This window comes from uncultured Bradyrhizobium sp. (assembly GCF_936943645.1).
Lineage (GTDB): Bacteria > Pseudomonadota > Alphaproteobacteria > Rhizobiales > Xanthobacteraceae > Bradyrhizobium.
Window position 1 is genome coordinate 23155 of the sequence record NZ_CAKZJO010000081.1, and the last position, 23306, is coordinate 46460.

The window sequence follows — 23306 nt, forward strand, 5'->3', positions numbered from 1 at the left end:
AGCGATCACCGCAGCTTCAGCGTGGACAGGCCGGCGAGTGCCAGCATCACCGAGATGATCCAGAAGCGGATCACGATCTGCGGTTCGGTCCAGCCGAGCTGCTCGAAATGGTGATGGATCGGCGCCATCCGGAAGATGCGTTTGCCCGTCAGCTTGAACGACACCACCTGCACGATGACGGAGACCGCCTCCAGCACGAACAGGCCGCCGATCACCGCGAGCACGATCTCGTGCTTCACCGCCACCGCGATCGCACCCAGCATGCCGCCAAGCGCGAGTGAGCCGGTGTCGCCCATGAAGATGGAGGCCGGCGGTGCATTGAACCAGAGGAAGCCGAGGCCGGCACCCAATAGCGCACCGCAGAGCACCGCGAGCTCGCCGGTACCGGCGACATATTTGATCTGGAGATATTCGGCGAACACGGCGTTGCCGGCGAGATAGGCGATCATCGCAAAACTCGCGGTCGCGATCATCACCGGCACGATGGCGAGGCCGTCGAGACCGTCGGTGAGATTCACCGCGTTGCCGGAGCCGACGATGACGAAGGCACCGAAGATGACGAAGAACCAGCCGAAATGCAGCACGGTGTCTTTGAGGAAGGGAATCGTCAGCGCGGTCGAGGCGGGATCGCGGTTCAGCCGCACCAGCGCGTAGCAGGCCACCAGCGCGATCGCCGCCTCGATCAAGAGGCGCAGCTTGCTGCCGAACCCGGTCGTGGTCTGCTTGGTCACCTTGAGGTAATCGTCATAGAAGCCGACGAAGCCGAAGCCGAGCGTCACCGCCAGCACGATCCAGACATAGGGATTGAGCGGATTGGCCCACAGCACGGTGCCGACCGTGAGGCCGGACAGGATCATCAGCCCGCCCATCGTGGGCGTGCCCTTCTTGGCGAGATGCGATTGCGGACCGTCGGTGCGGATCGGCTGGCCCTTGCCCTGGCGGATGCGCAAATGATCGATGATCCAGGGCCCGAACAGGAACACGAACAGCGCGCCGGTGACGACGGCGCCGCCGGTGCGGAAGGTGATGTAGCGGAAGACGTTCAGGAAGGTGCGAACGGCACCGAAGCCCGAAAATGTATTGGAGAGGTCGATCAGCCAGTAAAACATTCAGTCGGTCCTATGGCGCTTTGCACGCACGATCTTGGCGTTGATCATGGTCGTAACGTACCTCATGCGCATTCGCTGTTCTTCATCATGGGCCGCGCGACCTCGGGAAACCGGACGGCTTCGCGCCGCAAAGGTGGGATTCGGGAACGGCGCCTTCCAAGCAGTTTACGCCTTTGCCTGCAAGGCGGCCACCAGGCCCGGCACAAACTTGTTGACCCAGAACATCTTCTTGCTGCCCTTGACAACCACGACATCGCCCGCCTTCAGCAGGCTCGCGACCTCGCCCGGCTTCAGCGTGGCGGGATCGTCGTGCCAGCCGAGGCCCTTGCCGGCCGGCAGCACATCGTAGAGGTGGCGCATCAGGGGGCCGACGCAGTAGACGGCGTCGATCCCGTCGAGATGCCTGAGAAGCGCGGTGTGATAATTTGGCGCATCATTGCCGAGCTCCAGCATGTCGCCGAGCACCGCAATGCGGCGCCCGCCGGTGATGTTGCGCGCCTGGAGGCTTTGCAGCGCCGCAGCAACGCTGGCTGGATTGCCGTTGAAACTGTCGTCGATCACGGTGATACCGCCGATCGCCTGCTCGACGCCGCGCCCGGTCATGATGCCGACCCGATCGAGCTTGATCGCGAGCGTCGCAGGATCGAGATGGGCCGCACGGATCGCGGCAAGCGCAGCCAGCGCATTCTGCACGCGATGCGGCGCGCCCGGCGTCAGGCTGAAGGCGAGCTCCTTCTTGCCGATCATCGCCACGATCTGCCAGCTCTCGCCATGCGGCGCGTGCGCGACCTCATGCACCTCGGCGTGTTCGCCAAAGCGCACGACCTTGCCCTTCCATTCCGAGGCCTTGAGCCCGGCGGGCAGCACCAGCACCCCGCCCTCGGGCAGGCCGAGCGCGATCGACACCTTCTCGTGCCTGATGGCTTCGAGCGAGCCGAGCTTTTCCAGATGCACGGGCTGGACGTTGACGACGAGCGCCACCGTCGGGCGCGTCAACTCACTGAGCCGTGCGATCTCGCCCTTCTGGTTCATGCCCATCTCGACGACCCAGAGGCTGGCGTCAGGCCTGGCATTGCACAGCGTCAGCGGCACGCCCCAGAAATTGTTGAAGCTCGAGGGGCTGGCATAGGCGTTCGGATAGGCCGCGAGGAATTCCTTGGTGCTGGTCTTGCCCGCGCTGCCGGTGAGGCCGATCACCGGCCCGTTGAAGCGCGCACGCGCGGCCCGTGCAAGGCCCCAGAGGCCGTCGATCAGCGTATCCTTGACGACGATCTGCGGAATGCGGATGCCCTTGATTTCGTGCGGCACGATCATCGCGACCGCACCCGAAGCCTCGGCCTTGTCCGCGAACTCCCAGCCGTCGCGTGCGCTGGCGAAAGCCGAGACGAAACCACCGCTCGGCGTGCCGCTCAGCGCCACGAACAGGCTGCCCGGCTTCACCAGCCGGCTGTCCTGCGTGACGAAATCGATCGACGTGTCCGGGAACGATCCGTCCGCGCCCAGTGCGCGCGCCACCTCGGCAACCGTCCATATCGGCGCGCTCATGCAACCCTCGACGCTAATGCGGCGGCAACCGCCTCGTGATCACTGAAGGGCAAAGTCTCGCCACCGACGATCTGCCCGGTCTCGTGACCCTTGCCGGCGACGAGCAGCGCGTCGCCCTCCTGCAAGTCCTCGATCGCGGCACGGATGGCCGCGGCACGGTCGCCGATCTCGCGGGCGCCCTTCGCTGTGGCAAGGATCGCGGCGCGGATCGCTTCCGGCTTCTCGCTGCGCGGATTGTCGTCGGTGATGATGATTCCGTCGGCGTTCTCGGCCGCGATCGCGCCCATGATCGCACGCTTGCCGGCATCACGGTCGCCGCCGGCGCCGAACACGACGACCAGCCTGCGCCTGGCATAAGGTCGCAGCGCCTGCAGCGCCTTGGCCAGCGCGTCGGGCTTGTGGGCGTAGTCGACGAAGATCGGCGCGCCGTTGCGCTCACCGACGCGTTCGAGCCGCCCCTTGGCACCTTCGAGATGCTCCAGGCTCGCGAACACATTGGCGGCGTCGCTGCCGGTGCCGATCGCAAGGCCAGCCGACACCAGAGCGTTCTCGATCTGGAATTCGCCGACCAGCGGCAGCCGGATCGCATGGCGCTTGCCGCGATGCTCGAGCGTCAGCTTTTGCGAGAATCCTTCGACCACGGCTTCGACGAGACGGATACCCTCGCCCGCCCCGTCACCGTTGCGGCCGACCGTCATCACGCACAGGCCGCGCGACTTTGCCGCAGCGATCGCCTCCGCCGAGCAATCATGATCGGCCGAGATGACGGCCGCGCCGCCCGGGGCGACGAGTTCCCGAAACAGGCGCAGCTTTGCCGCAAGATAGTGCGCGACGGTCGGATGGTAATCCATGTGGTCGCGCGACAGATTGGTGAAGCCGCCGGCAGAGACGCGCACGCCGTCGAGCCGGTATTGATCGAGCCCATGCGAGGACGCCTCGAAGGCGAGATGCGTGACGCCTTCGCGCGCGATTTGGTCGATCTGCCGGTGCAGCGCGATCGGGTCCGGCGTCGTCAGCGAGCCGTAAACGGTGCGCTTGGGCGAGACCAGGCCGATAGTGCCGATGCTGGCGGAAACATGCCCCAGCCGTTCCCAGATCTGGCGCGTGAAGGCGGCAACCGAGGTTTTGCCGCTGGTGCCGGTGACGGCCGCGATGGTCGCGGGCTGGGCGGGAAAAAAGGTCGCCGCAGCCAGCGCCAGCGCGCGGCGCGGATTGGCGACGGCGATGAACGGCACCTTGCTGCCGTCAGGAGCATGGTCGCCGACGACGGCGACCGCACCTGCGGCAATCGCCGCGTCGATGAAGCGCGCACCATCGGTCTTGCTGCCTGCGAGCGCGAAGAAGAGATCGCCCGGCTTGACCACGCGGCTGTCGAGCGCAAGGCCGGTGACGTCGAGCGCCGCGGCGGCGGGCTCGATCGCGGCATCATTGCCTAGCAGGGCGGACAGCTTCATGGTCTTCCAGTCGACAATGCCATGCCGGAAAGCCGAATCTGGGTGGAAAATCCCGACTCAACCGCGGCGATGGCCACCCCCGTTGATTACTGGGTTGTCCTGGATGCTGCAAGAATAAGGCGGTCCGCAGGCGGCAGGTCGAACCGTGGCTCGACGCCCAGAAGCGGCGCGATCCGCTCGATCACCTTGCCGCCGGTGGGCACAGCGTTCCAGCCCGAGGTGATGAAACCATGGGTTTCCGGCAGCGCCTGCGGCTCGTCGAGCATGATGAGGACGTGATACTTCGGGTCGTCGCAGGGCAGGATGGCGGTGAAGGAGTTGAGCACGCGCTTCTTGGCATAGCGGCCGTTGATGACCTTCTCGGACGTGCCGGTCTTGCCGCCGACGTAATAGCCCTTGACGTCGGCGGTCTTGGCGGTGCCGATCTCGGCGTTGAGCCGCATCAGGTATCGCATCTTGTCGCTGGTGTCGGTCTTGACCACGCGCTTGGCCAGCGCTGCGGCTTCCTCCGGGCTGCGCTTCATGAAGGTCGGCGGAATCAAATAGCCGCCGTTCACCAGTGCGTTGATGCCCATCACGGCTTGCAGCGGCGCCACGGACAGACCTTGGCCGAAGGCCGCGGTGACCGTGTTAAGCTCGCTCCAGCGCCGCGGAATCAGCGGTGCCGCACTCTCCGGCAGTTCGGTGCGCAGCCGCGTCAGTTGGCCCATCTTGGCGAGGAACGCCTTATGTGCCTCCACGCCCTGGCCGAGCGCGATCCGCGCCGCGCCGATGTTGGACGAGTAGGTGAAGACTTCCTTGGTGTTGATGAAGCGCCCGAGCGGATGACTGTCGTGGATGGTGAATTTGCCGTAGTGCAGGTTTCCGCGCGCGTCCCACATCGAGTTCAAATTGATCTTGCCGGAATCCAGCGCCATCGCCAGCGTGAACGCCTTGAAGGTCGAACCCATCTCGTAGACGCCGGTAGTCAGGCGATTGATGCGGTCGGGGTCGTGCGCTTCCTTCGGGTTGTTGGGATCAAAGTCCGGAAGCGAGACCATCGCGACGATTTCGCCGGTCTTGACGTTGGACACGATGCCCGACGCGGCCTTCGCGTGGAACTTGTCCTTGGCCTTCAGCAATTCGTCGCGTAGCGCATGCTCGACGCGCAGATCGACCGAGAGCTCGATCGGCTTTTGCAGGCGATCAGTCGCGAAGCCGGCGCGATGGAGATCGGCGAGACCTTGATTGTCGAGCCATTTCTCGATGCCGGCGATGCCCTGGTTGTCGATATTGACGAGACCGATGAGGTGGGCGACCTCGTTGCCCGTCGGATAGACGCGCTTGTTCTCCCGCAGGAAGCCGATGCCGGGAATGCCGAGCTTGTGGATGGCCTGCTGCTGCTGCGCCGTGACCTCGCGCTTGAGCCAGACAAAGCCCTTGCGCGTCCTCAGGCGCTCGCGCACCTCGGCCTCGTCGAGGTCGGGCACGGTCGCGGTGAGAAGCTCGATCGCCTCGTCCTTGTCGATGATGCGGCGCGGCTCGCCGAACAGGCTCGCCGCCTTGACGTCGGTCGCGAGGATCGCGCCGTTGCGGTCGACGATATCAGGGCGCGCGGTCGCCACCACTTCCTGCGCCGCGGCACGGCGGGCGCCATGGGCGTCAGCGCCGATCGCGAACATCACGAGCCGGCCGCCGATCAGGGCGTAGACCGAGGCGAAGGCGAGCATGGCGAGGCCAACGCGCGCGCGCGCCTTCGCGGCGCGGTCGACATTGCGCCCGTAGAGCAGGCTGCGGATCAGACGCTGCCGCCAGGGTTCTATGGGTTTGGCCGGAGTCGCAGCGCTCATTGATTGTCCTCGGGCTGAGGCACGGAGCCCGTCACTGTGTCAGGATCGCTTGCGGCTTCGATGGTGTTGAGCATGGCCCCGATCGGGTCGGGCTCGCCCGGCCTGAACATCCTCGGCGGGCGCTCCGGCAGGTTCTTCAGCGAATCATATTGCGTGCCGTTGACCGGCTTGAGCTGCAGATGCCGGTCGGACAGGCCTTGCAGGCGCAGCGGCGCATCGAGCTTGGCCCATTCGGAACGCAGCGAGGCGATGGCGTCGCGCTGCTCGCGGATCTCCGCATGCAGCCGCAGCACCTTCTCGGTGCGCGCCGTGGAATCCATCTTGATCCGGTAGACATAGGCCGCAGCGAAGATCAGCGCGCCGATGACGAGGAGGTGGATGATGCGCATGTGCTAGCCGCCCCTCATCACGTCGGAGAGTTTTGGCCAGGACGATGCCTCATCGTCCTCATGCGCAGGCGCAGAGGTCCGCTCGGCCGCGCGCAGTTTTGCGGAACGCGCGCGCGGATTATGCGCGACTTCCTCGTCGCCGGCGACGACAGGCCGCCGCGTCAGCAACTCGAAGCTCGGCGGGGTCTGCGCCACCTCCGGCAGGTGCCGCGAGCCGCCGCCGGTCTTCGAACGCGCGGCCAGGAAATTCTTGACGATGCGGTCTTCCAGCGAATGGAACGAGACCACCACGAGGCGACCGCCGGGCTTGAGGATACGCTCGGCCGCGGCCAGCGCCGTCCGCAGTTCCTCGAGCTCTTCGTTGACGAAGATGCGCAGGGCCTGGAAGGTCCGCGTCGCGGGATGGATGTCGCCGGGCTTGGAGCGCACGATCCTGCCGATGAGGTCGGCGAGCGCGCGCGTGGTCGTGAACGGCGTTTCCTGCCGGTCGGCCACAATGGCACGCGCGATGCGGCGCGACTGCCGCTCTTCACCGAACTGATAGATGATGTCGGCAAGATCGCCTTCGGCGGCACGCGCGACCACGTCGGCCGCGGTCGGGCCCGACTGTCCCATCCGCATGTCGAGCGGACCGTCGAGGCGGAACGAGAAGCCGCGCCCGGCCTGGTCGAGCTGCATCGAGGACACGCCGACGTCCATCACGACGCCGTCCACCGCGTCCACGCCTTGCGCCGCGCAGACCTCGGCGAGATCAGAGAAGCGATCCTCGACCAGCGTCAGCCGGCCCGCGGAACGTGCGACGAGATCGGCCCCGCCCGCGATCGCGGTGCGGTCGCGGTCGATCGCGATCAGGCGGGTTCCGGGTACGTCGAGGATGGCGCGGCTATAACCACCGGCGCCGAACGTGGCGTCGACATAGATCCCGTCGGCACGCGGCGCGAGATGATCGATGGCCTCGCGGCCGAGCACAGGAATATGAGGCGTGGAGCTCATGCGCCACACCTGCCGAACGACCAGGCCAGATCGGGGGCGTGCCAGCCCATAACGCCTCGAATCATTCCGCGTCGCGGCGGTTCCACGACAAAGCCCCGGTCCAGCATGGTTACCAAGCCCGGTCGCCCCGGGCCGCAAACCGAGTGTTCCCAGCGGAATTTGTCGGGCAGCCATGGGATTTCGAGCCAAAATTACGCTTTGGCCGCCTCCGGACGCGGGTCGGCTCTTCATCCCTCAGTAACGGCCCTTAGCGTTAAGAAAGCGTTGATCGGCTCGTTACAAGTCGCAAAGGTGAAGCGGCGGTGATGCTTCATCCACACACATCGGCGAAAATGCATCCGTTAACCGCGCCGCGCGATTGCGCGCGGTGGAGGGTAAAGGAATAGTAAAGAGAAGGGCTTGGCCCATTCGCGTCCGACTTGAGTTGTCTATGCCGCCGTCCGGTTCGTCCACCCCATCTGGATCTGATTCGAAGCGTCAACGTGTTCTCCCGGTTCCCAAGGCCGCGGCGAACATGCGGACGTTCGAGCCGGATTCCTCGATCGTCTCCGACATCATCCCCTCCCCGAACTATGGCGAGCGCAACAAGGGCCGGCAGCCCGACATGATCGTGCTGCACTACACCGGCATGCCCGACGTCGAGGGCGCGCTGGCGCGGCTCTGCACGGCCGGCACCGAAGTCTCGGCGCATTACGTCGTGCTGGAGGACGGCCGCATCGTGCAATGCGTGTCCGAGGCCAAGCGCGCCTGGCATGCCGGCGTCTCCTCGTGGGCCGGCGAAGACGACATCAACTCCTGCTCGATCGGCATCGAGATCATCAATCGCGGCCATGACTGGGGCTACCCGGACTATCCGCTGCGCCAGATCGCCGCCGTGATCGCGCTGTGTCGCGGCATCATGCTCCGCCGCAAGGTGCCGACGCATCGGGTGCTCGGTCATTCCGACGTCGCGCCCGCGCGCAAGAAGGATCCCGGCGAGAAATTTCCGTGGCACTCGCTGGCCAATTCCGGGGTCGGTCACTGGGTGACGCCTGCGCCGGTCGTGCGCGGCGAGAGCCTCATGCTCGGCACCATCAGCGATGAGGTGCTGAGCATGCAGCAGGCGCTCGCCAAGTACGGCTACGGCGTGCCGCTATCAGGCAAATACGATGCCGCCACGATGGAAGTCGTCACCGCATTCCAGCGGCATTTCCGTCCCGCGCGGCTCGACGGTGTCGCCGACCACTCGACGCTGTCGACATTGCAGGCGCTGTTGGCGAGCCTGCCGGCCGAGGGCACGCCGGTCGCGTCGAAGTGAGGGTAAGGCTTACACCACTCTCGTGTCCCGGACGCGCGAAGCGCGAGCCGGGACCCAGTCGGCAACACGAGCCTCTGCGGTGAGATGGGCCCCGGCTCTGCAGCGCACCGCACCGGACGATGCTTCGCATCGCCGGGGGCGCTGCGCTGCGTCCGGGGCACGAGCGCCCTACCCCATCTCCCTCACCCGCCGCGCATACAGCCGCCGCAACGGCTCGAGCTGCGTCGCCGCAGTCGCTGTCTGATACGCCTCGCGCGCCTCTTCTTTCCGGCCGAGCCGCCGCAACAGATCCGCGCGCACCGCGGGCAACAGCTCGTAGCCACGGAGCCCGCCTCGCGCGACGATCGCATCGACGAGATCGAGCGCGCGTGCCGGCCCATCGACCATCGACAGCGCGGCAGCGTGGTTGAGCTCGATCACCGGAGAGGGACCGATACGCAGCAATACTTCGTAGAGCCCGGCGATCTGCGGCCAGTCGGTCTCAGCAAAGCTCGGCGCGCGGGCATGCAACGCGGCGATCGCGGCCTGCACGACGTAAGCCTGCGGCCGGCCGGGAATGCGCAGCGCATCGTCGATCAGGCGCAAGCCCTCCTCGATCTGCACGCGATGCCACAGCTTGCGGTCCTGCTCTTCGAGCAGCACGATATCGCCGGCCGCAGTCTCGCGTCCGGCGCGGCGCGCATCGTGCAGCAGCATCAGGGCGAGCAAGCCCTTGATGCCGCCGCGATCCGGCATCAGCCGGTCGAGCAGGCGGGCGAGCCGGATCGCCTCGATCGCGAGATCCGGGCGCATCAGATCCGCGCCCGACGTCGCGACATAGCCCTCCGTGAAGACAAGATAGATCACCGCGAGCACGCCGTCGAGCCGCGCCGCGAGCGCCTCGCGCTCGGGCACCTCGTAGGGGATGCCGGCGAGCCTGATCTTCTGCTTGGCGCGGACGAGGCGCTGCGCCATCGCCTCCTCGCCAACGAGAAAGGCGCGCGCGACCTGCGCGGTGGAAAGGCCGCAGACGGTGCGCAGCGTCAGCGCGACCTGAACCTCGGGCGCGAACGCGGGATGGCAGCAGGTGAAGATCAGCCGCAGCATGTCGTCGTCGAGCATCAGGGGCGGCTCGTCGGCCGTTTGCGCGTTCAGCTCGAGCTCGTGCACAAGCGCCTGCTGCTTGCCGCGGAACACGGCCTGGCGGCGGATGCGATCGATCACCTTGTGCCTGGCGACATTGACCAGCCACGCGCGCGGATTGTCCGGCACTCCGCCCACTGTCCAGCGATCGAGTGCGACGGCGAACGCATCCTGGAGCGCGTCCTCGGCCAGATCGAAATCCCCGACGAGGCGGATCAGCGTGGCCAGCGCCCGCCCCGCCTCGTCGCGGAAGATCTTGTCGATCTCGGAAGGGGTCATTCCCCGACGACGCTCACTTGTCGTAGAGCCAGATCGGCCGCACCTCGATCGACCCGACGCGTGCGCTCGGAATCCGCGCGGCGATCTCGATCGCGGCATCAAGGTCCTTGGCCTCGATCAGATAATAGCCGCCGAGCTGCTCGCGGGTTTCCGCGAATGGACCGTCCGTCGTCAGCGTCTTGCCGTCGCGGACGCGCACCGTGGTCGCGGTCGTGGTCGGCCGCAGCCGATCGCCGGCCTTGAAATTGCCGTTCCGGATGATGGATTGCGTGAAGGCCTCGTACTCCGCCGACATCTTCTGGCTGGTTCCCGTGTCGATCTTCGCGTACTCGGCCTCGTTCTGGTAGATCATCAGCAGATATTGCATCGCTTCACTCCTGTTGTTCGGCTGTGTCGCCGACATCCAGTCGAACGGGGCACGCAGCAAACGACATCTTCAGGATAAAATATTTCGGACCGCGTGTGCGCGGCGATCTCGGCTTGACGGAACCGTCACAAATGCTCCATGCGTAACCAGTCAGTCGGCCGGACGGCCGCTCCGGCAAGTGCCGAAAGGCCGCCGGGGAGGAAAGTCCGGGCTCCCTTGACATACGGTGCCGGATAACGTCCGGCGGGGGCGACCCCAGGGAAAGTGCCACAGAGAACGAACCGCCCTGCTTCGCCTTCTGGCTTCGCAGGGTAAGGGTGAAAAGGTGCGGTAAGAGCGCACCGCGGATCCGGCAACGGAGCCGGCATGGTAAACCCCACCGGGAGCAAAACCGAATAGGGACGGCGTAGCGGGCTGTTCGCGCAAGCGATAACGCCGCGGGGCGATGTCAGGCCCGCCGTCCGGGTAGGTTGCTCGAGGCCGTGTGCAAACACGGTCCCAGAGGAATGGCCGTCACGTATCATTCGCGCAAGCGGGTGGTGCCCTACAGAACCCGGCTTACAGGCCGGCTGATATCTTGCGACGAGGGGCTTGGCGCAAACGCGCCAGGCCCCTCACCATTTCAACTCTGTCATTCCGGGGCGTGCGCAGCACGAACCCGGAATCCATTCATCCACCGTCACTAGCGCCCGATGGATTCCGGGTTCTCGCTTCGCGAGCCCCGGAATGACGAACTAGGCGACGATCTCGTTCAGCACCGCCATCAGCGCCGCCGGCGCGGTGACGTTCGGCGCGTGGCTGGCGTCGAGCTCGAAATAGCGCCAGCCCTCCTCGCTCTTCGTCCGCGCGGCGAACTGCCCGAACACGTCGCCCGGAGGAATGCGCGTGCAATAGATATAGCTGCGCGGCATCGCCGGCTCGCCGTTTGCAAGCTTCAGCCTCGTCTCGAAGCATTTGACCGGCATGTTGACGCGCCGCGCATAGAGCCAGTCGAGATCGGCCTGCGGCGTATCCGGGGGCGGCGGGTTCGGCGGGATGCGATAGCCGTCACCGGAGGCCGCGGCCTTGCGCATCGGTTCGCGGCCCGCTTCGTTGAGGTCGAACAGCGACTGACCGTCACGCGGCACGAAGGCATCGAGGTAGATCAGCTGCGTCACCCGCTCGCGTGCACGGTCAGCAACACCGGTCGCGACCATGCCGCCATAGCTGTGGCCGAGCAGCACGATGTCGCTGAGGTCCTCGAACCTGATGACGTTGAGGATGTCCTGGATGTGCGTCTCGAGATCGACCGCGGGACTGGCGAGATGGGCGCGCTCGCCAAGCCCGGTGTAGGTCGGCGTGATCAGACGATGGCCGGCTTCGGCCATCAGCGGATGCATCTTCTTCCACGCCCATCCGCCGGACCATGCGCCGTGACAGAGTAGAAAAGTCTTCGCGCGTGCGGTCATCGGCGTTTCCATCGTTCCTGTTGGTACGATGGAGTGTAGCGGCCGGGCCCGCGATGTAAACGCCGCCAGCTCAGGCGGCGCGCGAGTCCACCTTCACAAGGACAGGCTCAAGCCCGGTAGCTTCGCGCCGCAGCTTGCCCGCCTCGAAACCGTGCATGCCGACCTGCCATTGCAGGCCAACGATGGCGCCCTTGGTCGGCTGCAGCAGCGCCAGCGAAGCAAACAGCGTCACCGGCAGCCACACCGCGAGTTGCAACCACTCCGGCGGCGCATAGGCGGTCTCGACCGCGAGGATCGCGGGCACCACGAGATGGCCGACCACGACGATCACGAGATAGGCGGGGAAGTCGTCGGCACGCTGGTGATACAGCTCCTCGCCGCAGTGATCGCAAGCGTGTGCGACCTTGAGGAAGCGACCGAACAGATGCCCCTCGCCGCAGTTCGGGCACTTGCCCCGGAAACCGCGCCACATTGCCTTCGCCAGCGAGATCGAACCGGTCGCCATGACCACACCTCTTCCTTTTCGTCGATCCATACAATAAGAACTTGTATCCATACATTCAAAGGATATGGGCCTATATTGCATGGATTGGACCCCTACAATCTCGGAGCTGTCGGGCCCGCGCTATCAGCGCATCGTCGAGGCCATGGAGGCCGACATCGCCGCCGGCCGGCTGGTGCGCGGCCAGCAATTGCCGACCCAGCGCGCGCTGGCAAAGGCGCTGGGCATCGACCTCACCACGGTGACGCGTGCCTACACCGAGGCGCGGCGACGCGGCATCATGGAGGCGCGGGTCGGACAGGGCTCGTTCGTGTCGGAGACCAGCGCGCGCCGTGCGGTCGACCTGCCGCATCCCGTCGCAATCGACCTGTCGATGAACGTGCCGCCGCATCCGCTGGAGGCTCAACTCGACGAGCGCATCATCGCCGGAATGGAAGCGCTCCGCGCGCAATCGGGCCTGACGGCCTATCTCAACTATCAGCCGCCCGGCGGCAGCGCGCATGAGCGCGAAGTGGCCGCGCGCTGGATGCGTTCGCGGGTGCCGCATGCGCAAGCCGACAGGCTGGTGATCTTTCCCGGCGCGCAAACGATCCTCTTCGACCTGCTCGCACACCTTGCGCGGCCTGGTGATATCGTGCTGACGGAAGCGCTGACATTCCCCGGCATCAAGGCCGCGGCAGCGCGGCTCGGCATCAAGCTCGTCGGCGTTACCATGGATGACGGCGGCATCCTGCCCGAAGCACTGGCAAAGGCCTGCCGCACGCACAAGCCGAAGGCCGTCTATCTCATTCCGACGCTGCACAATCCGACCACCGCGACGCTCTCGCCCGAGCGGCGCACCACTATCGCGAAGATCATCCGCGATAGCGACACGATCCTGATCGAGGACGACGCCTATGGCCTGCTCGACCGCGCGGCCTCGCCGATCGCAAACCTCATTCCGGAGCGGACTTATCTTGCGACCACGTTGTCGAAATGCATCGCGCCGGCGCTACGCGTCGCCTATCTGGTGACGCCCGACGGCGACGCGCAGCAGCAGATGCGTGCATATTTGCAGGCGACCGTGCAGATGCCGGCGCCGCTGATGGTCGCGCTGGTGACGCATTGGATCGAAAACGGGATTGCCGATCGGATCATCACCGCCATCCGCAACGAGGCGATCGGCCGACAACAGCTCGCGCAGCGCACCCTGAAAGGCTTTCAGTTCCTGGCCAAGCCCGCGGCGCATCATCTGTGGCTGCGGTTGCCCGAGGATCGACCCGATGTCGCCGCACATTTGCTCCGGAATGGACTGGCGGTCGTCGCTGCCGATGCCTTCATCGTCGACGGAACACCGCCGCACGCGGCACGCGTCTCGCTAGGGGCGGCGCGGAACAGGTGTGAATTGACGGAAGCGCTGCGCATCCTGGTTGGCGCCCTGCAGAAGCCCGCCGACACCAGGCAGATCGTCTAGTCCCTTCTCAACGATGGTGACGGGGGTGACGCCGGCGAACGGCCGGGGTCGCGCCTGACGGATACGCCGCATAGGCTTCGGTTGGCGCCGCTGTCTCGCCACGGGCCGCGCGCCCCGCGGGCGTGAGCTGGCCGCCATTCAGCACATCGCGGTCAGGATGAGCGGCCTGATAGGCCGCAGGCTCCGAAAACTGAGCCTGGGCAAATGTCGGCATCAAGGCGGCTGCGGACAGCAATGCAGCCGCAACGGCAATTTTGGTACGGGTCATCGTCATTCTCCGTCATCTCGTTCGGGGCTGGCCGATCCGTGAGCATGATCGCGGCGTGCGGCCCCGGAATTGAAGTACGAGCGTCATGTAGGCGCGTCTTCCACGAACGCCCGACACCGCAGATCACGCTTGCGTGCGCGACGGATTGACTTGCACGACGGCAGCCGTGCTATGCGGGCAACGGCGATCAACAGTTCGGGATCGCTCCGACGAGGAATGGCCTGTTGGAAACGCTCACCTACGTTCTCCTGCCGCTCGGCGCATTGGCCGGCGGCTTCGTCTCGGGGCTGGCCGGTTTCGGCACGGCGCTGATGGCGCTCGGCATCTGGCTCTGCGTGCTGCCGCCCTCGCTCGCAGTGCCCCTGGTGCTGATCTGCTCGGTGATCGCGCAGACTTCGACGCTGCCGTCGATGTGGAAGAGCTTTGACCTCTCGCTGGTGTGGCCGTTCCTGATCGGAGGGCTGCTTGGCGTGCCGCTGGGGACCATGCTGATCGCCTCGGCCGATCCAAAAGTGTTCAAGCTGAGCGTCGGCGTGTTGATCCTGATCTTTTCGAGCGCGCTGTACCTGAACAAGAGGCCGCTCGCGATCAAGTTCGGCGGCCGGATCGCCGACGGCGCGATCGGCTTTGCCGGCGGTATTCTGGGCGGCCTCGCCGGCTTGTCCGGGCCGCTGCCGATCCTGTGGGCCAACATCCGCGGCTGGAACAAGCACGAGCGGCGCGGCATCTTCCAGCTCTTCAATTTCACGGTGCTGGCGACAGCGCTGCTGCTGCAGACCGCATCTGGTCTCGTCGAGCTCAAGGTGATCTGGCTCGCCATGGTGGCGTTTCCAGGCACCCTGATCGGCGCCTGGGCCGGCGCGCGGGTCTATCACGCCCTCAACGACAAGCATTTCGGCGATGTCGTGCTCGGCCTGCTGTTCATGTCGGGTCTGACCCTCGTCTGGAACAGTCTCGGCGCGCCCTAGCTTCTATGGCCTTTTGGCGAGCGCCATGCCGCCGGCAACGCCGACGCCGAGAACGTAGATCCAGCCGGGCGTGAAGTCGAACAGATGCGTGTTGAGCAGCGAGGTCAGCATGTTCTGCACCACGACCAGCAGGCCGATCCAGCAGGCCAGTCCCTCGCCACGAAACAGCAACAGGTGCGCAAACCAGAGCGCGTAGAGGATCAGGACACCGACGACGCCCCACTGCACGGCCACGCTGAGGGTCTGGTTGTGCGGGTTGCTGACGATCTCCATGCGCAGCGGATCGATTTGTGCATCGGCAGCCGCGCCGGCAAACAGGGGGCGGATCGAGCCGGTGCCATGGCCCACCAGCGGCGCGTCGGCGATGAAGCGAAGCGACTTCCGCCAATATTCCAGACGCGAGCCCATGCCGCTGACCTGACCTTCCTGCACACTCGCCTCATAGTCGGCCTGAAACTTCCCGACGGTTGCGCGCAAATGCGGCGACACGGCGAAGAACAAGCCGGCCAGCAATCCCGTCACAGCCAAAGCGATCAGTGCCGCACGCAGGCGCAGATGCAGCAACGCGAACACCAGCACCAGGACCGGCAGCGTTACCAGCGCCGTGCGCGAGACCACGACGAAGATCATGTTGGCGAGGAATCCGATCACGAGCGCAGCGAACCACGCCGCGCTGCGGGCGCGACCTTGCCGCAGCAGCGACACGACCGGATAGACCAGCGCCAGCGCGCAGAGCGCGAATTCCTGGCTCTGGTCGATATAGTTGCGCACCGCGATCCCGCTTTCGACCTTGTAGGGCCCGCGCGACAGATAGAGCTTCAGCGAAAGTGAGGGGTCGATCGCGACGGCAAAGGAATAGAGCATCAAGGCCGTGCACGATGCCAGGAAGGCGGAAAATACCCAATGGCCGTAGGGCCAACGCTCGAACTGGTAGAGCAGGAGCGGAATGACCAGCAGCTTGGCTGCCGGCCCGATCGCCTGGATTCGCTCCGGCCATGGCGCATCCGACCAGAGCGTGCCCATGGCGGCGAGCATGACCAGTGCGATCGGCAGCAGGCAGATCGGACGACGCAGCGAGCGCGGAAATTCGCGGAGATCGACGAAGGCGAAGGCGATCAGCCAGGGGATGAGCGCGAAGATCAACCCGGTCGTGGTCCACGGCAGCAGCAGCGCGATCAGCGCGACGAAGCGGGCCGGCGTGCGGTAGCGCGCCGCCCAGATCGCGGCGAGCCATGACGCCGGCTTCTGCTCGTTGGTCAGCTCGTTCATTCCGCCCTTCTTACAGCGCACCATCCTCGCAGCACGGCAAATTAGCCGGAGCCGCGGGGATGCAACAAGACGTCGCTAGGCGGGCTCGCGCTGGGATGGCGCGGCCGGTTCGACGACCACAGGCCCCACGCTTTCATCCTGCGGTGGCACCGCCAGGCGCTTGTTGAACTCGCGGCGGAGCAACCAGATGCTCAGCGCCGCCTGCACCATTGTCGTCGCAATCGACAGATACCAGACGTGCTCCATCCGGAATCCCGGCCATGTCGAGAGCCAGATCGACGGCATGGAATAGGTCAGCACCCGTATCGCCGAGGTCCACAACACCGGCTTGGTGTTGCCGAGCCCCTGGAACATGCTGGAGCAGGTAAATATCAGCCCCTGCGCCACCATGTTGAGCGAGACGATCCGCAGGAAGAGTGATGCGACCGCCATGGTATCTGGATCATTCGAGAAGCCGGCAAGCAACACACCCGGCGCAAGCTGCGCGAGGATCATGAAGACGGCCATCACGGCGGCAGCGATGAGCGCCGTCTTGAGGAAGGTCTCCCGCACTCGCGCGCCATCGCCGGCGCCAAAATTCTGACCGGCGATCGGCCCTGCAGCGAGAGCGATGGCAAGCGCCGGCATCTGGATCAGGCCAAGGACGCGCGTCCCGATGCCGAAACCGGCCTGCGCGGCCGGGCCGAAAACGCTCAGCACGTAATAGCCCACGCCCATGATGATGAAGACCATCACGAACTCGCCGCCCGCGGGCAGTCCGACATTGAGAACCCGCTTCCATTGCCGAAGCTGCGGACGCCACTGCGCTGGATTGAAGGCGACATAGCGCTCGACCTTGCGGAAATACGCCAGCAACACCAGCACCCCGATGGCGACCGCGAGCGAGCTCGCCAGCCCCGCACCGGCGACCCCGAACGCATGGCCGGTGCCCCAGCCCGTGATCAGGACCGGCGCCAGCGCGATATTGATGGCCACGGCAAACGATTGCACCAGCATGGTGGGGCGTACGATACCGGTGGCACGCAGCGCGGCCCCCATCACTTGGGTCGAGAACTGCAGGGCGAGCGCCGGCATGAACCACAGCAGATAGGTGGTCCCCGCCTCGACCGTGGCTTGATCGGCGGCGATCGAACGCATGTAGGCGCGCGACAGCGCGATACCGGCGACCAGAGTCAACAGTCCGAACAGCACCGACAGAACGATCGCCTGGTTGAAGATCAGGTTGGCATCCGGCCGGTCCTTGCGTCCCACGGCGTGCGCGATCAGCGCCACCGTGCCGACGCCGAGCATCTGCATCAAGGCATTGACGAGGAAGCCGGCATTGCCGGCCGCGGCGACACCCGCCACGGCGGCATCCCCCAGGCTCGACACGAAGTAGAGGTCAACGAGCTGGCAGATCATGATCGTGACCATGCCGACCATGATCGGAGGCGCCATGGCCAGGATGTGTCTCACGATGGAGCCGTTCGTCAGGTCTTTCATGTCATTCCATCCTTGACGGCTTCCTTGACGTATTCCTTGGCGGCGCGACGGCGGGACGCTCGCCCGCCGCGTGCCTCACTCCGCCGCCGCGATATGCCCGAGCTCCACCACCTGGCGCTCGAACAGGCCGCGATAGATGCCGTCCGGCTTGCGCGCGAGCACGGCGTGGGTGCCTTGCTCGACGATCTCGCCGCGGTCGAACACCAGGATGCGGTCGAGGCTCTTCACCGTCGACAGCCGGTGCGCGATCACGACCGAGGTGCGCCCCTTCATCAACCGCTCCATCGCCTGCTGTATCAGCGCCTCCGATTCCGAATCGAGGCTCGAGGTCGCCTCGTCCAGGATCAGCACCGGCGCGTCCGCCAGGAAGGCGCGCGCCAGCGCCACGCGCTGCCGCTCGCCACCCGACAGTTTCACGCCGCGCTCGCCGACCAGCGTGCCGTAGCCCTTCGGCAGGCGCAGGATGAAGTCATGCGCGTTCGCAAGCCGCGCCGCCTGCTCGATCGCCTCCAGGCTGGCGCCCGGCCGGCCATAGGCGATGTTCTCGGCGAGCGAGCGGTGAAACAGGATCGGGTCCTGCTGCACGATCGCGACCTGGCTGCGCAGCGATTGCTGCGTGGCGTGCGCAATGTCCTGCCCGTCGATCAGCACGCGGCCGCCGGTGACGTCGTAGAGCCGCTGCACCAGCTTGACGAAGGTGGTCTTGCCGGAGCCCGAGCGGCCGACCAGGCCGACCCGTTCGCCGGCCCGGATCTTCACCGACAGCCCGTCATACAACGGCGCGTGATGACCGCCATAATGGAACGTGACGTCGTCGAACACGATCTCGCCGCCTTCGATCGCAATCGGCCGTGCGTCCTCAGCATCGGCGATCCCGATCGGCTCGGCATGGATCGCCACCAGCTCGTCCATGTCGTTGACCGAACGCTGCAGGTTGTTGATGTGCATGCCGACGTCACGCAGATAGGCGTGGATGATGTAGTAGCTGGTCAGCACGTAGGTGACGTCGCCGGGCGAGGCGTGGCCGTACATCCACAGCAGCACCGAACCGCCGATGACCGACGCGCGCAGGCACAGCAGCAGCGACAGCTGCGCCATGGCCGTGTAGTTGTAGCGGAGCCAGGTTCGCCGCACGCGCACCCGCCAGCGGCCGACGACGCGCGCAAGCCGCACATCCTCGCGCAGCTCGGCGCCGAAGGATTTCACCACTGCGTTGCAGGTGAGCGCGTCCGCCAGCGTGCCGCCGACCTTGGTGTCCCACGCATTCGAGACCCGTGCGGCCGGCGCGATGTAGCGCGTCGAAAACACGACGGTGATGGCGACGTAGAAGATCGCCCCTACAGCGATCACCACGCCGAGCGAAGCCCAGTGCAGGCCGATCAGGACCATCGAGCCGATCAACACCAGCAGCGACGGCGCCAACGCCATCAGGATGGTGTCGTTGAGCAGGTCGAGCGCCCACATGCCGCGCGTGATCTTGCGCACGGTGGATCCCGCGAAGGAGTTGGCGTGCCAGTCGGTGGAGAAACGCTGCACGCGTGTGAAGGTCTCCTGTGCGACGTCCGACATGGTTTTGAGCGTGAACGGCACGATCGCCTGCAGGCCGGTCAGCCGCAGCACCACGGAGGCCGCACCCAGCGCCACGATGGCGCCGAAGGCCACCAAAGCCGCATGGCGTGCAGCAGGATCGGACGGGCCGCGCGTCAGCGCGTCGACCAGCTGTCCCGAAAATACGGGCATGAACAGGTCGGCGACCGTCGCACCCAGCAGGCCGCCGGCCACGACGAGGCCGCGCCCCGGCTGCTTCAGCCAGTGCCGGAATACGAAGGGCAATACCACGCGAATCGCGGCGGGCTTCTTGGGCAGAGCGGTCATGACATCACCCGGCCGCTTCGTGCGGGCCGGCTCCATCGACGGACACGGGCCGGCCGCGAGGGCCGGACAGGCGTCACCTAAAGTTGGCTTTGACTTGGGAAGAGGAGCGATCGGGACGTGGCGCCCAATCGAAGCTGGCGGAAGAGGCCTCTAGCAGGCCGCGTACATACCGAACCAGACGATCATCGAGCGCGGGCGTACGATCTGCGAATGCGACGAAATCATGCAAATCTCTCCCCGGTTCGATTGAATGAGGTGCGCTTTATAGATGTGTCGTTCGCGCTTTGCAACGGGGCCCGCGCGAGATCACGGACGAGTGTTGCAATTTGGTGCGGCGGGTGTCGCTGTCGCCACAGTTTCCGTTGTCATCCCCCGCGACCCGGCTACGCCAAGGCTTCGCCGAGGTTTAGGTCCAGGGGCGCCGAAGCTTCAGCGAAGGCGGCAGGCGGGGGGATCCAGTACGCCGCGGCGGCTGTGGCGAGAGCGAGCTCTCCGACGAAGTCCTCTGGAATACTGGATCGCCCGCCCCAGTGCGCAAATGCGCACAAGGCGGGCGACACCGAGACTGAAGTTGCGTCAGTGCGCGTCGCCGCCGGCGGTCGGCGAGACCGGCTTGCTCAGCAGCGTCACCAGCAGGCTGAGGCCGAGATAGAACAGCGTCAGCACGAAGAAGGCATCGCCGAAGCTCATCACCACGGCCTGGCGGTGTACGAGCTGGGAGAGCTGCTTCATCGCCATCAGCGTGGAATCGCCGAGCCCCTGGAACTTCTGCATGAACATGGTGAGGGTTTCGGTCGCGGTGGCGTTGCCCCAGGTCACGCGCTCCTGGAGACGGCTGATGTGCAGATCGGTGCGGTCGTTGAGCACGGTGTTGATGACGGCGAGCCCGACCGCGCCGCCGAGGTTACGCATCAGATTGAACAGGCCCGAGGCGTTCTTCACCCGATCAGGCGCCAGCGTTCCGAGCGCGATGTTGTTGGTCGGCACCATCGCGAACATCATGCCGACGCCGCGCAGGATCTGAGGCACCAGCAGCTCGTAGAAATCGTAGTTGCGGGTGATCCAGGTCATCTGGTAGGAGCCGATCGCGAACACGACGAGGCCGAATGCGATCATGTAGCGCATGTCGATCTTCACCATGAGGCGGCCGACCAGCGGCGCGACCAGGAACATGGTGATGCCGGAGACGAACATGGTCTCGCCGATCATCAGCGCGCTGTAGCCGCGCACTTCGGCGAGATAGCGCGGATAGATGTAGGTCAGGCCGTAGAGGCCGATGCCGATGCAGAACTGCAGCACGCAGCCGATCGCGAAATTGCGGTTGGAGAAGGTGCGCAAATTGACGATCGGTTCGGCCGCCGTGAAGACGCGCCAGAAGAAGGCGATTGCCGAGATCGCGCAGATCCACGCGCAGACCGCGACCGAGGTATCCTGCAGCCATTCATATTGCGGGCCCTCCTCCAGCACGTATTCGAGCGTGCCGAGGAAGCCGGCCATGAACGCCAGCCCCCACCAATCGAAGCGGTCGAGCAGTTCGAAATGCGGCTCGTCGAAATCGACCAGCGCCAGCACGCCGACGGTGATGCCGATGCCGGGCACGACGTTGATGAAGAACAGCCAGTTCCAGGACATCAGGTCGGTGATGTAGCCGCCGACCGTCGGCCCGATCGTGGGCGCGAGCGTCGCGACCAGACCGATGATGGGCCCGACGATGTGGAATTTCGTGCGCGGGAAGACGGTATAGGCCGAGGCGAACACCGTCGGGATCATGCCGGCGCCCAGAAAGCCCTGCAGCGCGCGCCAGAGGATCATCTCCTCGATGGTGGTGGCGAAGCCGCAGAGCAGGCTCGAGGCGGTGAATCCCGCCGCCGAGATCGCGAACAGCAGCCGCGTACCGAAGGCGCGCGACAGGAAGCCCGACAGCGGGATGGCGATGACCTCGGCAATCAGATAGGCGGTCTGGACCCAGGAGACTTCGCTGGAGCTCGCCGACAATCCGGCCTGGATTTCGCTCAAGGACGCCGAGACGATCTGGATGTCCAGGATGGACATGAACATCCCGAACACCATGATGATGAACGCGAACAGCCGCTTCGGCGCGATATGCTCCGAAGCGGGGTCCGCCATCATGGCAGGTGAAGCAGTGGTGGCGTTCGCCATGGCCGTCCGACCTCGCAGCGCTGGGATCGCGATTTACTGCGGGTGGATCGCGGTGGGATCGTCGAGATCGACCTCGTTGTCGGCGTCGGCCGCACCCTTGTTGGTGTCGACGGTCGCATAGACCGACATGCCGGCACGGAGCAGGTTCTGCTTCGCCACCGACTTCGGCACGCGGATGCGGACCGGCACGCGCTGGACGATCTTGGTGAAATTGCCGGTGGCGTTGTCGGGCGGCAACAGCGTGAACACCGAGCCCGCGCCTGCCGCGATGCTGTCGACGACACCGGAGAACTTGCGCATGCCGTAGGCATCCACCTTGATCGTCACCGGCTGGCCGGGACGGATGCGCTTGAGCTGGGTTTCCTTGAAATTGGCGTCGATATAGACGTCATCGAGCGGCACGACGTTGCCGAGGCGCTGGCCGACCGCGATGAAGTCGCCGGTGTTGACGAGACGATTCGAGAACGTGCCGTCGACCGGGGCGCGCACCGCCGTGAAGGCAAGATCGCGTTCGGCCTTGGCGAGCGTGGTCTTGAGTTCGGCGAGTTGGGCCTGCGCTTCGGCCTGCTGAGCCTTGGCGACGTCAACATTGCTGACGGCAACGTCGTAGGCGGCCTGTGCGGCCTTGACCGCGGCGGCGCCCTGGTCGCGTCCGGCTTCCGAGCTTTCGAAGGTGGCGCGCGAGGCAAAGCCCTTGCTGCTCAGCGCCTGCTGACGCTCATAGTCGAGATCGGCGCGCTTGAGGCCAGCCTGGGCCGAGACAAGCTGCGCCTTGGCCTGCGCCACCTGGCTGTCGAGCGCGGCAATCTGGCGGCCGATGCGATCGATGGTGGCCTGCTGGGTCGCGATCTTGGTCGCGGCGGCATCGACCGCAATCTTGTAGTCACCGTCGTCGATGCGGAAGATGACGTCACCGGCACGCACCGTGGTGTTGTCGCCGGCGGGAATCGCGGCGATGTGGCCGGACACGCGCGCGCCCAGCATGGTGTTGTTGGCGCGGACATAGGCGTCGTCGGTGGAGATGTAGAAGCGGCCGACCAGCGTGTAGTAGCCTGCGTAGCTCGCAGCCGCGAGCGCCAGCACCAGGCCAACGCCCATCAGGACGAATTTGCGCTTGCCGGCTTTGGGAGCGCCGGCGGCGGACGCCGCTGGTGCGGATGCGGCCGGCTTGTCGGTCACGGGTTTTTCCGGCGCCTCGGCGGTGCGGCGCTTGGTCTCTTCAGCCACATGCGCGCGCAATTGCTCGGCAAGGGGTGCAGCGCCCTCGATCGCAGCGTCACCGCCCGCGTGCTCCTCCACCGCTTCCTGGCGAAGGACGCGCGCAGCCTGGTCTCTCGATACGGCCATAAAGGCCTCCCCAAAAAAAAATGCGATCAAGGACAGCCGTCCGGCGGCCGGTTCCTGTCGCTCATCCAAATACCATTGACCGAACGGTTCGGTCAATATACATAATATTCCCGCCCGGACCCTACTGGCCCGAATCCTTTATTTGCGTTT

Annotated in this window: 19 protein-coding genes and 1 other RNA gene; 4 read left to right on the top strand and 16 right to left on the bottom strand. The window is 65.6% G+C overall.

Going from position 1 to position 23306, the window contains the following annotated elements; genetic code table 11:
• Positions 1 to 5: 5 nt before the first annotated feature.
• From mraY to rsmH, 6 genes are all read right to left on the bottom strand, one after another.
• Positions 6 to 1109, bottom strand: coding sequence for a phospho-N-acetylmuramoyl-pentapeptide-transferase (mraY, locus tag Q0743_RS21755; protein ID WP_298243536.1), 1104 nt, complete (start codon positions 1107 to 1109; stop codon positions 6 to 8).
• 165 nt (positions 1110 to 1274) lie between these two features.
• On the bottom strand, positions 1275 to 2654 hold the full coding sequence (murF, locus tag Q0743_RS21760; protein ID WP_298243537.1) for a UDP-N-acetylmuramoyl-tripeptide--D-alanyl-D-alanine ligase: 1380 nt from the start codon (positions 2652 to 2654) through the stop codon (positions 1275 to 1277).
• The gene (locus Q0743_RS21765) at positions 2651 to 4108 is read right to left on the bottom strand and encodes a UDP-N-acetylmuramoyl-L-alanyl-D-glutamate--2,6-diaminopimelate ligase (RefSeq protein WP_298243538.1); all 1458 of its coding nucleotides are present in this window, start codon (positions 4106 to 4108) and stop codon (positions 2651 to 2653) included. Before Q0743_RS21765 ends, murF begins: the two co-directional genes overlap by 4 nt.
• Positions 4109 to 4194: 86 nt before the next feature.
• Positions 4195 to 5937, bottom strand: coding sequence for a penicillin-binding protein 2 (locus Q0743_RS21770; RefSeq protein ID WP_298243539.1), 1743 nt, complete (start codon positions 5935 to 5937; stop codon positions 4195 to 4197).
• A complete protein-coding gene (locus Q0743_RS21775; protein WP_097663117.1) occupies positions 5934 to 6326 on the bottom strand; it encodes a hypothetical protein in 393 nt (130 codons plus the stop codon). The genes Q0743_RS21770 and Q0743_RS21775 overlap by 4 nt, the downstream gene beginning before the upstream one ends.
• Before the next feature lie 3 nt (positions 6327 to 6329).
• On the bottom strand, positions 6330 to 7319 hold the full coding sequence (gene rsmH, locus Q0743_RS21780; protein WP_298243540.1) for a 16S rRNA (cytosine(1402)-N(4))-methyltransferase RsmH: 990 nt from the start codon (positions 7317 to 7319) through the stop codon (positions 6330 to 6332).
• Between the two features lie 514 nt (positions 7320 to 7833).
• Between rsmH and Q0743_RS21785 the strand changes: the two genes are divergently transcribed.
• Complete coding sequence (locus Q0743_RS21785; protein ID WP_298243541.1) at positions 7834 to 8616, top strand: N-acetylmuramoyl-L-alanine amidase; 783 nt, start codon at positions 7834 to 7836, stop codon at positions 8614 to 8616.
• A 168-nt stretch (positions 8617 to 8784) separates the two neighbouring features.
• Here the strand turns inward: Q0743_RS21785 and Q0743_RS21790 are convergent, their stop codons facing one another.
• Positions 8785 to 10017, bottom strand: coding sequence for an RNA polymerase sigma factor (locus tag Q0743_RS21790; RefSeq protein ID WP_298243542.1), 1233 nt, complete (start codon positions 10015 to 10017; stop codon positions 8785 to 8787).
• Between the two features lie 13 nt (positions 10018 to 10030).
• Positions 10031 to 10384, bottom strand: coding sequence for a YciI family protein (locus Q0743_RS21795; protein WP_298243543.1), 354 nt, complete (start codon positions 10382 to 10384; stop codon positions 10031 to 10033).
• Positions 10385 to 10534: 150 nt separating this feature from the next.
• Here Q0743_RS21795 and rnpB point away from each other — a divergent pair.
• Positions 10535 to 10961, top strand: an RNA gene (gene rnpB / locus Q0743_RS21800) — RNase P RNA component class A.
• Between the two features lie 157 nt (positions 10962 to 11118).
• On the opposite strand, the gene Q0743_RS21805 is transcribed toward rnpB, so the two are convergent.
• Together Q0743_RS21805 and Q0743_RS21810 are read right to left on the bottom strand one after the other, a co-directional pair.
• Complete coding sequence (locus tag Q0743_RS21805) at positions 11119 to 11832, bottom strand: alpha/beta hydrolase (RefSeq protein ID WP_298243544.1); 714 nt, start codon at positions 11830 to 11832, stop codon at positions 11119 to 11121.
• Positions 11833 to 11902: 70 nt separating this feature from the next.
• Positions 11903 to 12367: a DUF983 domain-containing protein gene (locus Q0743_RS21810; RefSeq protein WP_298243545.1), complete on the bottom strand. Its 465-nt coding sequence runs from the start codon at positions 12365 to 12367 to the stop codon at positions 11903 to 11905.
• 49 nt (positions 12368 to 12416) lie between these two features.
• On the opposite strand from Q0743_RS21810, the gene Q0743_RS21815 reads away from it, so the two are divergent.
• On the top strand, positions 12417 to 13787 hold the full coding sequence (locus Q0743_RS21815) for a PLP-dependent aminotransferase family protein (RefSeq protein ID WP_298243546.1): 1371 nt from the start codon (positions 12417 to 12419) through the stop codon (positions 13785 to 13787).
• 7 nt (positions 13788 to 13794) lie between these two features.
• Here the strand turns inward: Q0743_RS21815 and Q0743_RS21820 are convergent, their stop codons facing one another.
• Positions 13795 to 14055, bottom strand: a complete 261-nt coding sequence (locus Q0743_RS21820) for a hypothetical protein (RefSeq protein WP_298243547.1) — start codon at positions 14053 to 14055, stop codon at positions 13795 to 13797.
• Between the two features lie 224 nt (positions 14056 to 14279).
• On the opposite strand from Q0743_RS21820, the gene Q0743_RS21825 reads away from it, so the two are divergent.
• Complete coding sequence (locus tag Q0743_RS21825; protein WP_298243548.1) at positions 14280 to 15023, top strand: sulfite exporter TauE/SafE family protein; 744 nt, start codon at positions 14280 to 14282, stop codon at positions 15021 to 15023.
• A 3-nt stretch (positions 15024 to 15026) separates the two neighbouring features.
• Here Q0743_RS21825 and Q0743_RS21830 read toward each other — a convergent pair whose 3' ends face one another.
• The 5 genes from Q0743_RS21830 to Q0743_RS21850 form a co-directional block, all read right to left on the bottom strand.
• The gene (locus tag Q0743_RS21830; RefSeq protein ID WP_298243549.1) at positions 15027 to 16292 is read right to left on the bottom strand and encodes an O-antigen ligase; all 1266 of its coding nucleotides are present in this window, start codon (positions 16290 to 16292) and stop codon (positions 15027 to 15029) included.
• 75 nt (positions 16293 to 16367) lie between these two features.
• Positions 16368 to 17774, bottom strand: a complete 1407-nt coding sequence (locus tag Q0743_RS21835; RefSeq protein ID WP_298243550.1) for an MATE family efflux transporter — start codon at positions 17772 to 17774, stop codon at positions 16368 to 16370.
• Positions 17775 to 17849: 75 nt separating this feature from the next.
• Entirely contained in the window at positions 17850 to 19649 is a 1800-nt protein-coding gene (locus Q0743_RS21840) for an ABC transporter ATP-binding protein (RefSeq protein WP_298243551.1), read from the bottom strand.
• A 576-nt stretch (positions 19650 to 20225) separates the two neighbouring features.
• A complete protein-coding gene (locus Q0743_RS21845; protein WP_298243552.1) occupies positions 20226 to 21809 on the bottom strand; it encodes a DHA2 family efflux MFS transporter permease subunit in 1584 nt (527 codons plus the stop codon).
• Between the two features lie 33 nt (positions 21810 to 21842).
• On the bottom strand, positions 21843 to 23156 hold the full coding sequence (locus tag Q0743_RS21850; protein WP_298243553.1) for an HlyD family secretion protein: 1314 nt from the start codon (positions 23154 to 23156) through the stop codon (positions 21843 to 21845).
• Positions 23157 to 23306: the final 150 nt, after the last annotated feature.

Bases quoted from the DNA above. Each gene is read 5' to 3' on its own strand.
- mraY (WP_298243536.1), bottom strand. From the start codon at position 1,109: ATGTTTTACTGGCTGATCGACCTCTCCAATACATTTTCGGGCTTCGGT.
- murF (WP_298243537.1), bottom strand. From the start codon at position 2,654: ATGAGCGCGCCGATATGGACGGTTGCCGAGGTGGCGCGCGCACTGGGC.
- Q0743_RS21765 (WP_298243538.1), bottom strand. From the start codon at position 4,108: ATGAAGCTGTCCGCCCTGCTAGGCAATGATGCCGCGATCGAGCCCGCC.
- Q0743_RS21770 (WP_298243539.1), bottom strand. From the start codon at position 5,937: ATGAGCGCTGCGACTCCGGCCAAACCCATAGAACCCTGGCGGCAGCGT.
- Q0743_RS21775 (WP_097663117.1), bottom strand. From the start codon at position 6,326: ATGCGCATCATCCACCTCCTCGTCATCGGCGCGCTGATCTTCGCTGCG.
- rsmH (WP_298243540.1), bottom strand. From the start codon at position 7,319: ATGAGCTCCACGCCTCATATTCCTGTGCTCGGCCGCGAGGCCATCGAT.
- Q0743_RS21785 (WP_298243541.1), top strand. From the start codon at position 7,834: ATGCGGACGTTCGAGCCGGATTCCTCGATCGTCTCCGACATCATCCCC.
- Q0743_RS21790 (WP_298243542.1), bottom strand. From the start codon at position 10,017: ATGACCCCTTCCGAGATCGACAAGATCTTCCGCGACGAGGCGGGGCGG.
- Q0743_RS21795 (WP_298243543.1), bottom strand. From the start codon at position 10,384: ATGCAATATCTGCTGATGATCTACCAGAACGAGGCCGAGTACGCGAAG.
- Q0743_RS21805 (WP_298243544.1), bottom strand. From the start codon at position 11,832: ATGACCGCACGCGCGAAGACTTTTCTACTCTGTCACGGCGCATGGTCC.
- Q0743_RS21810 (WP_298243545.1), bottom strand. From the start codon at position 12,367: ATGGATCGACGAAAAGGAAGAGGTGTGGTCATGGCGACCGGTTCGATC.
- Q0743_RS21815 (WP_298243546.1), top strand. From the start codon at position 12,417: ATGGATTGGACCCCTACAATCTCGGAGCTGTCGGGCCCGCGCTATCAG.
- Q0743_RS21820 (WP_298243547.1), bottom strand. From the start codon at position 14,055: ATGACCCGTACCAAAATTGCCGTTGCGGCTGCATTGCTGTCCGCAGCC.
- Q0743_RS21830 (WP_298243549.1), bottom strand. From the start codon at position 16,292: ATGAACGAGCTGACCAACGAGCAGAAGCCGGCGTCATGGCTCGCCGCG.
- Q0743_RS21835 (WP_298243550.1), bottom strand. From the start codon at position 17,774: ATGAAAGACCTGACGAACGGCTCCATCGTGAGACACATCCTGGCCATG.
- Q0743_RS21840 (WP_298243551.1), bottom strand. From the start codon at position 19,649: ATGACCGCTCTGCCCAAGAAGCCCGCCGCGATTCGCGTGGTATTGCCC.
- Q0743_RS21845 (WP_298243552.1), bottom strand. From the start codon at position 21,809: ATGGCGAACGCCACCACTGCTTCACCTGCCATGATGGCGGACCCCGCT.
- Q0743_RS21850 (WP_298243553.1), bottom strand. From the start codon at position 23,156: ATGGCCGTATCGAGAGACCAGGCTGCGCGCGTCCTTCGCCAGGAAGCG.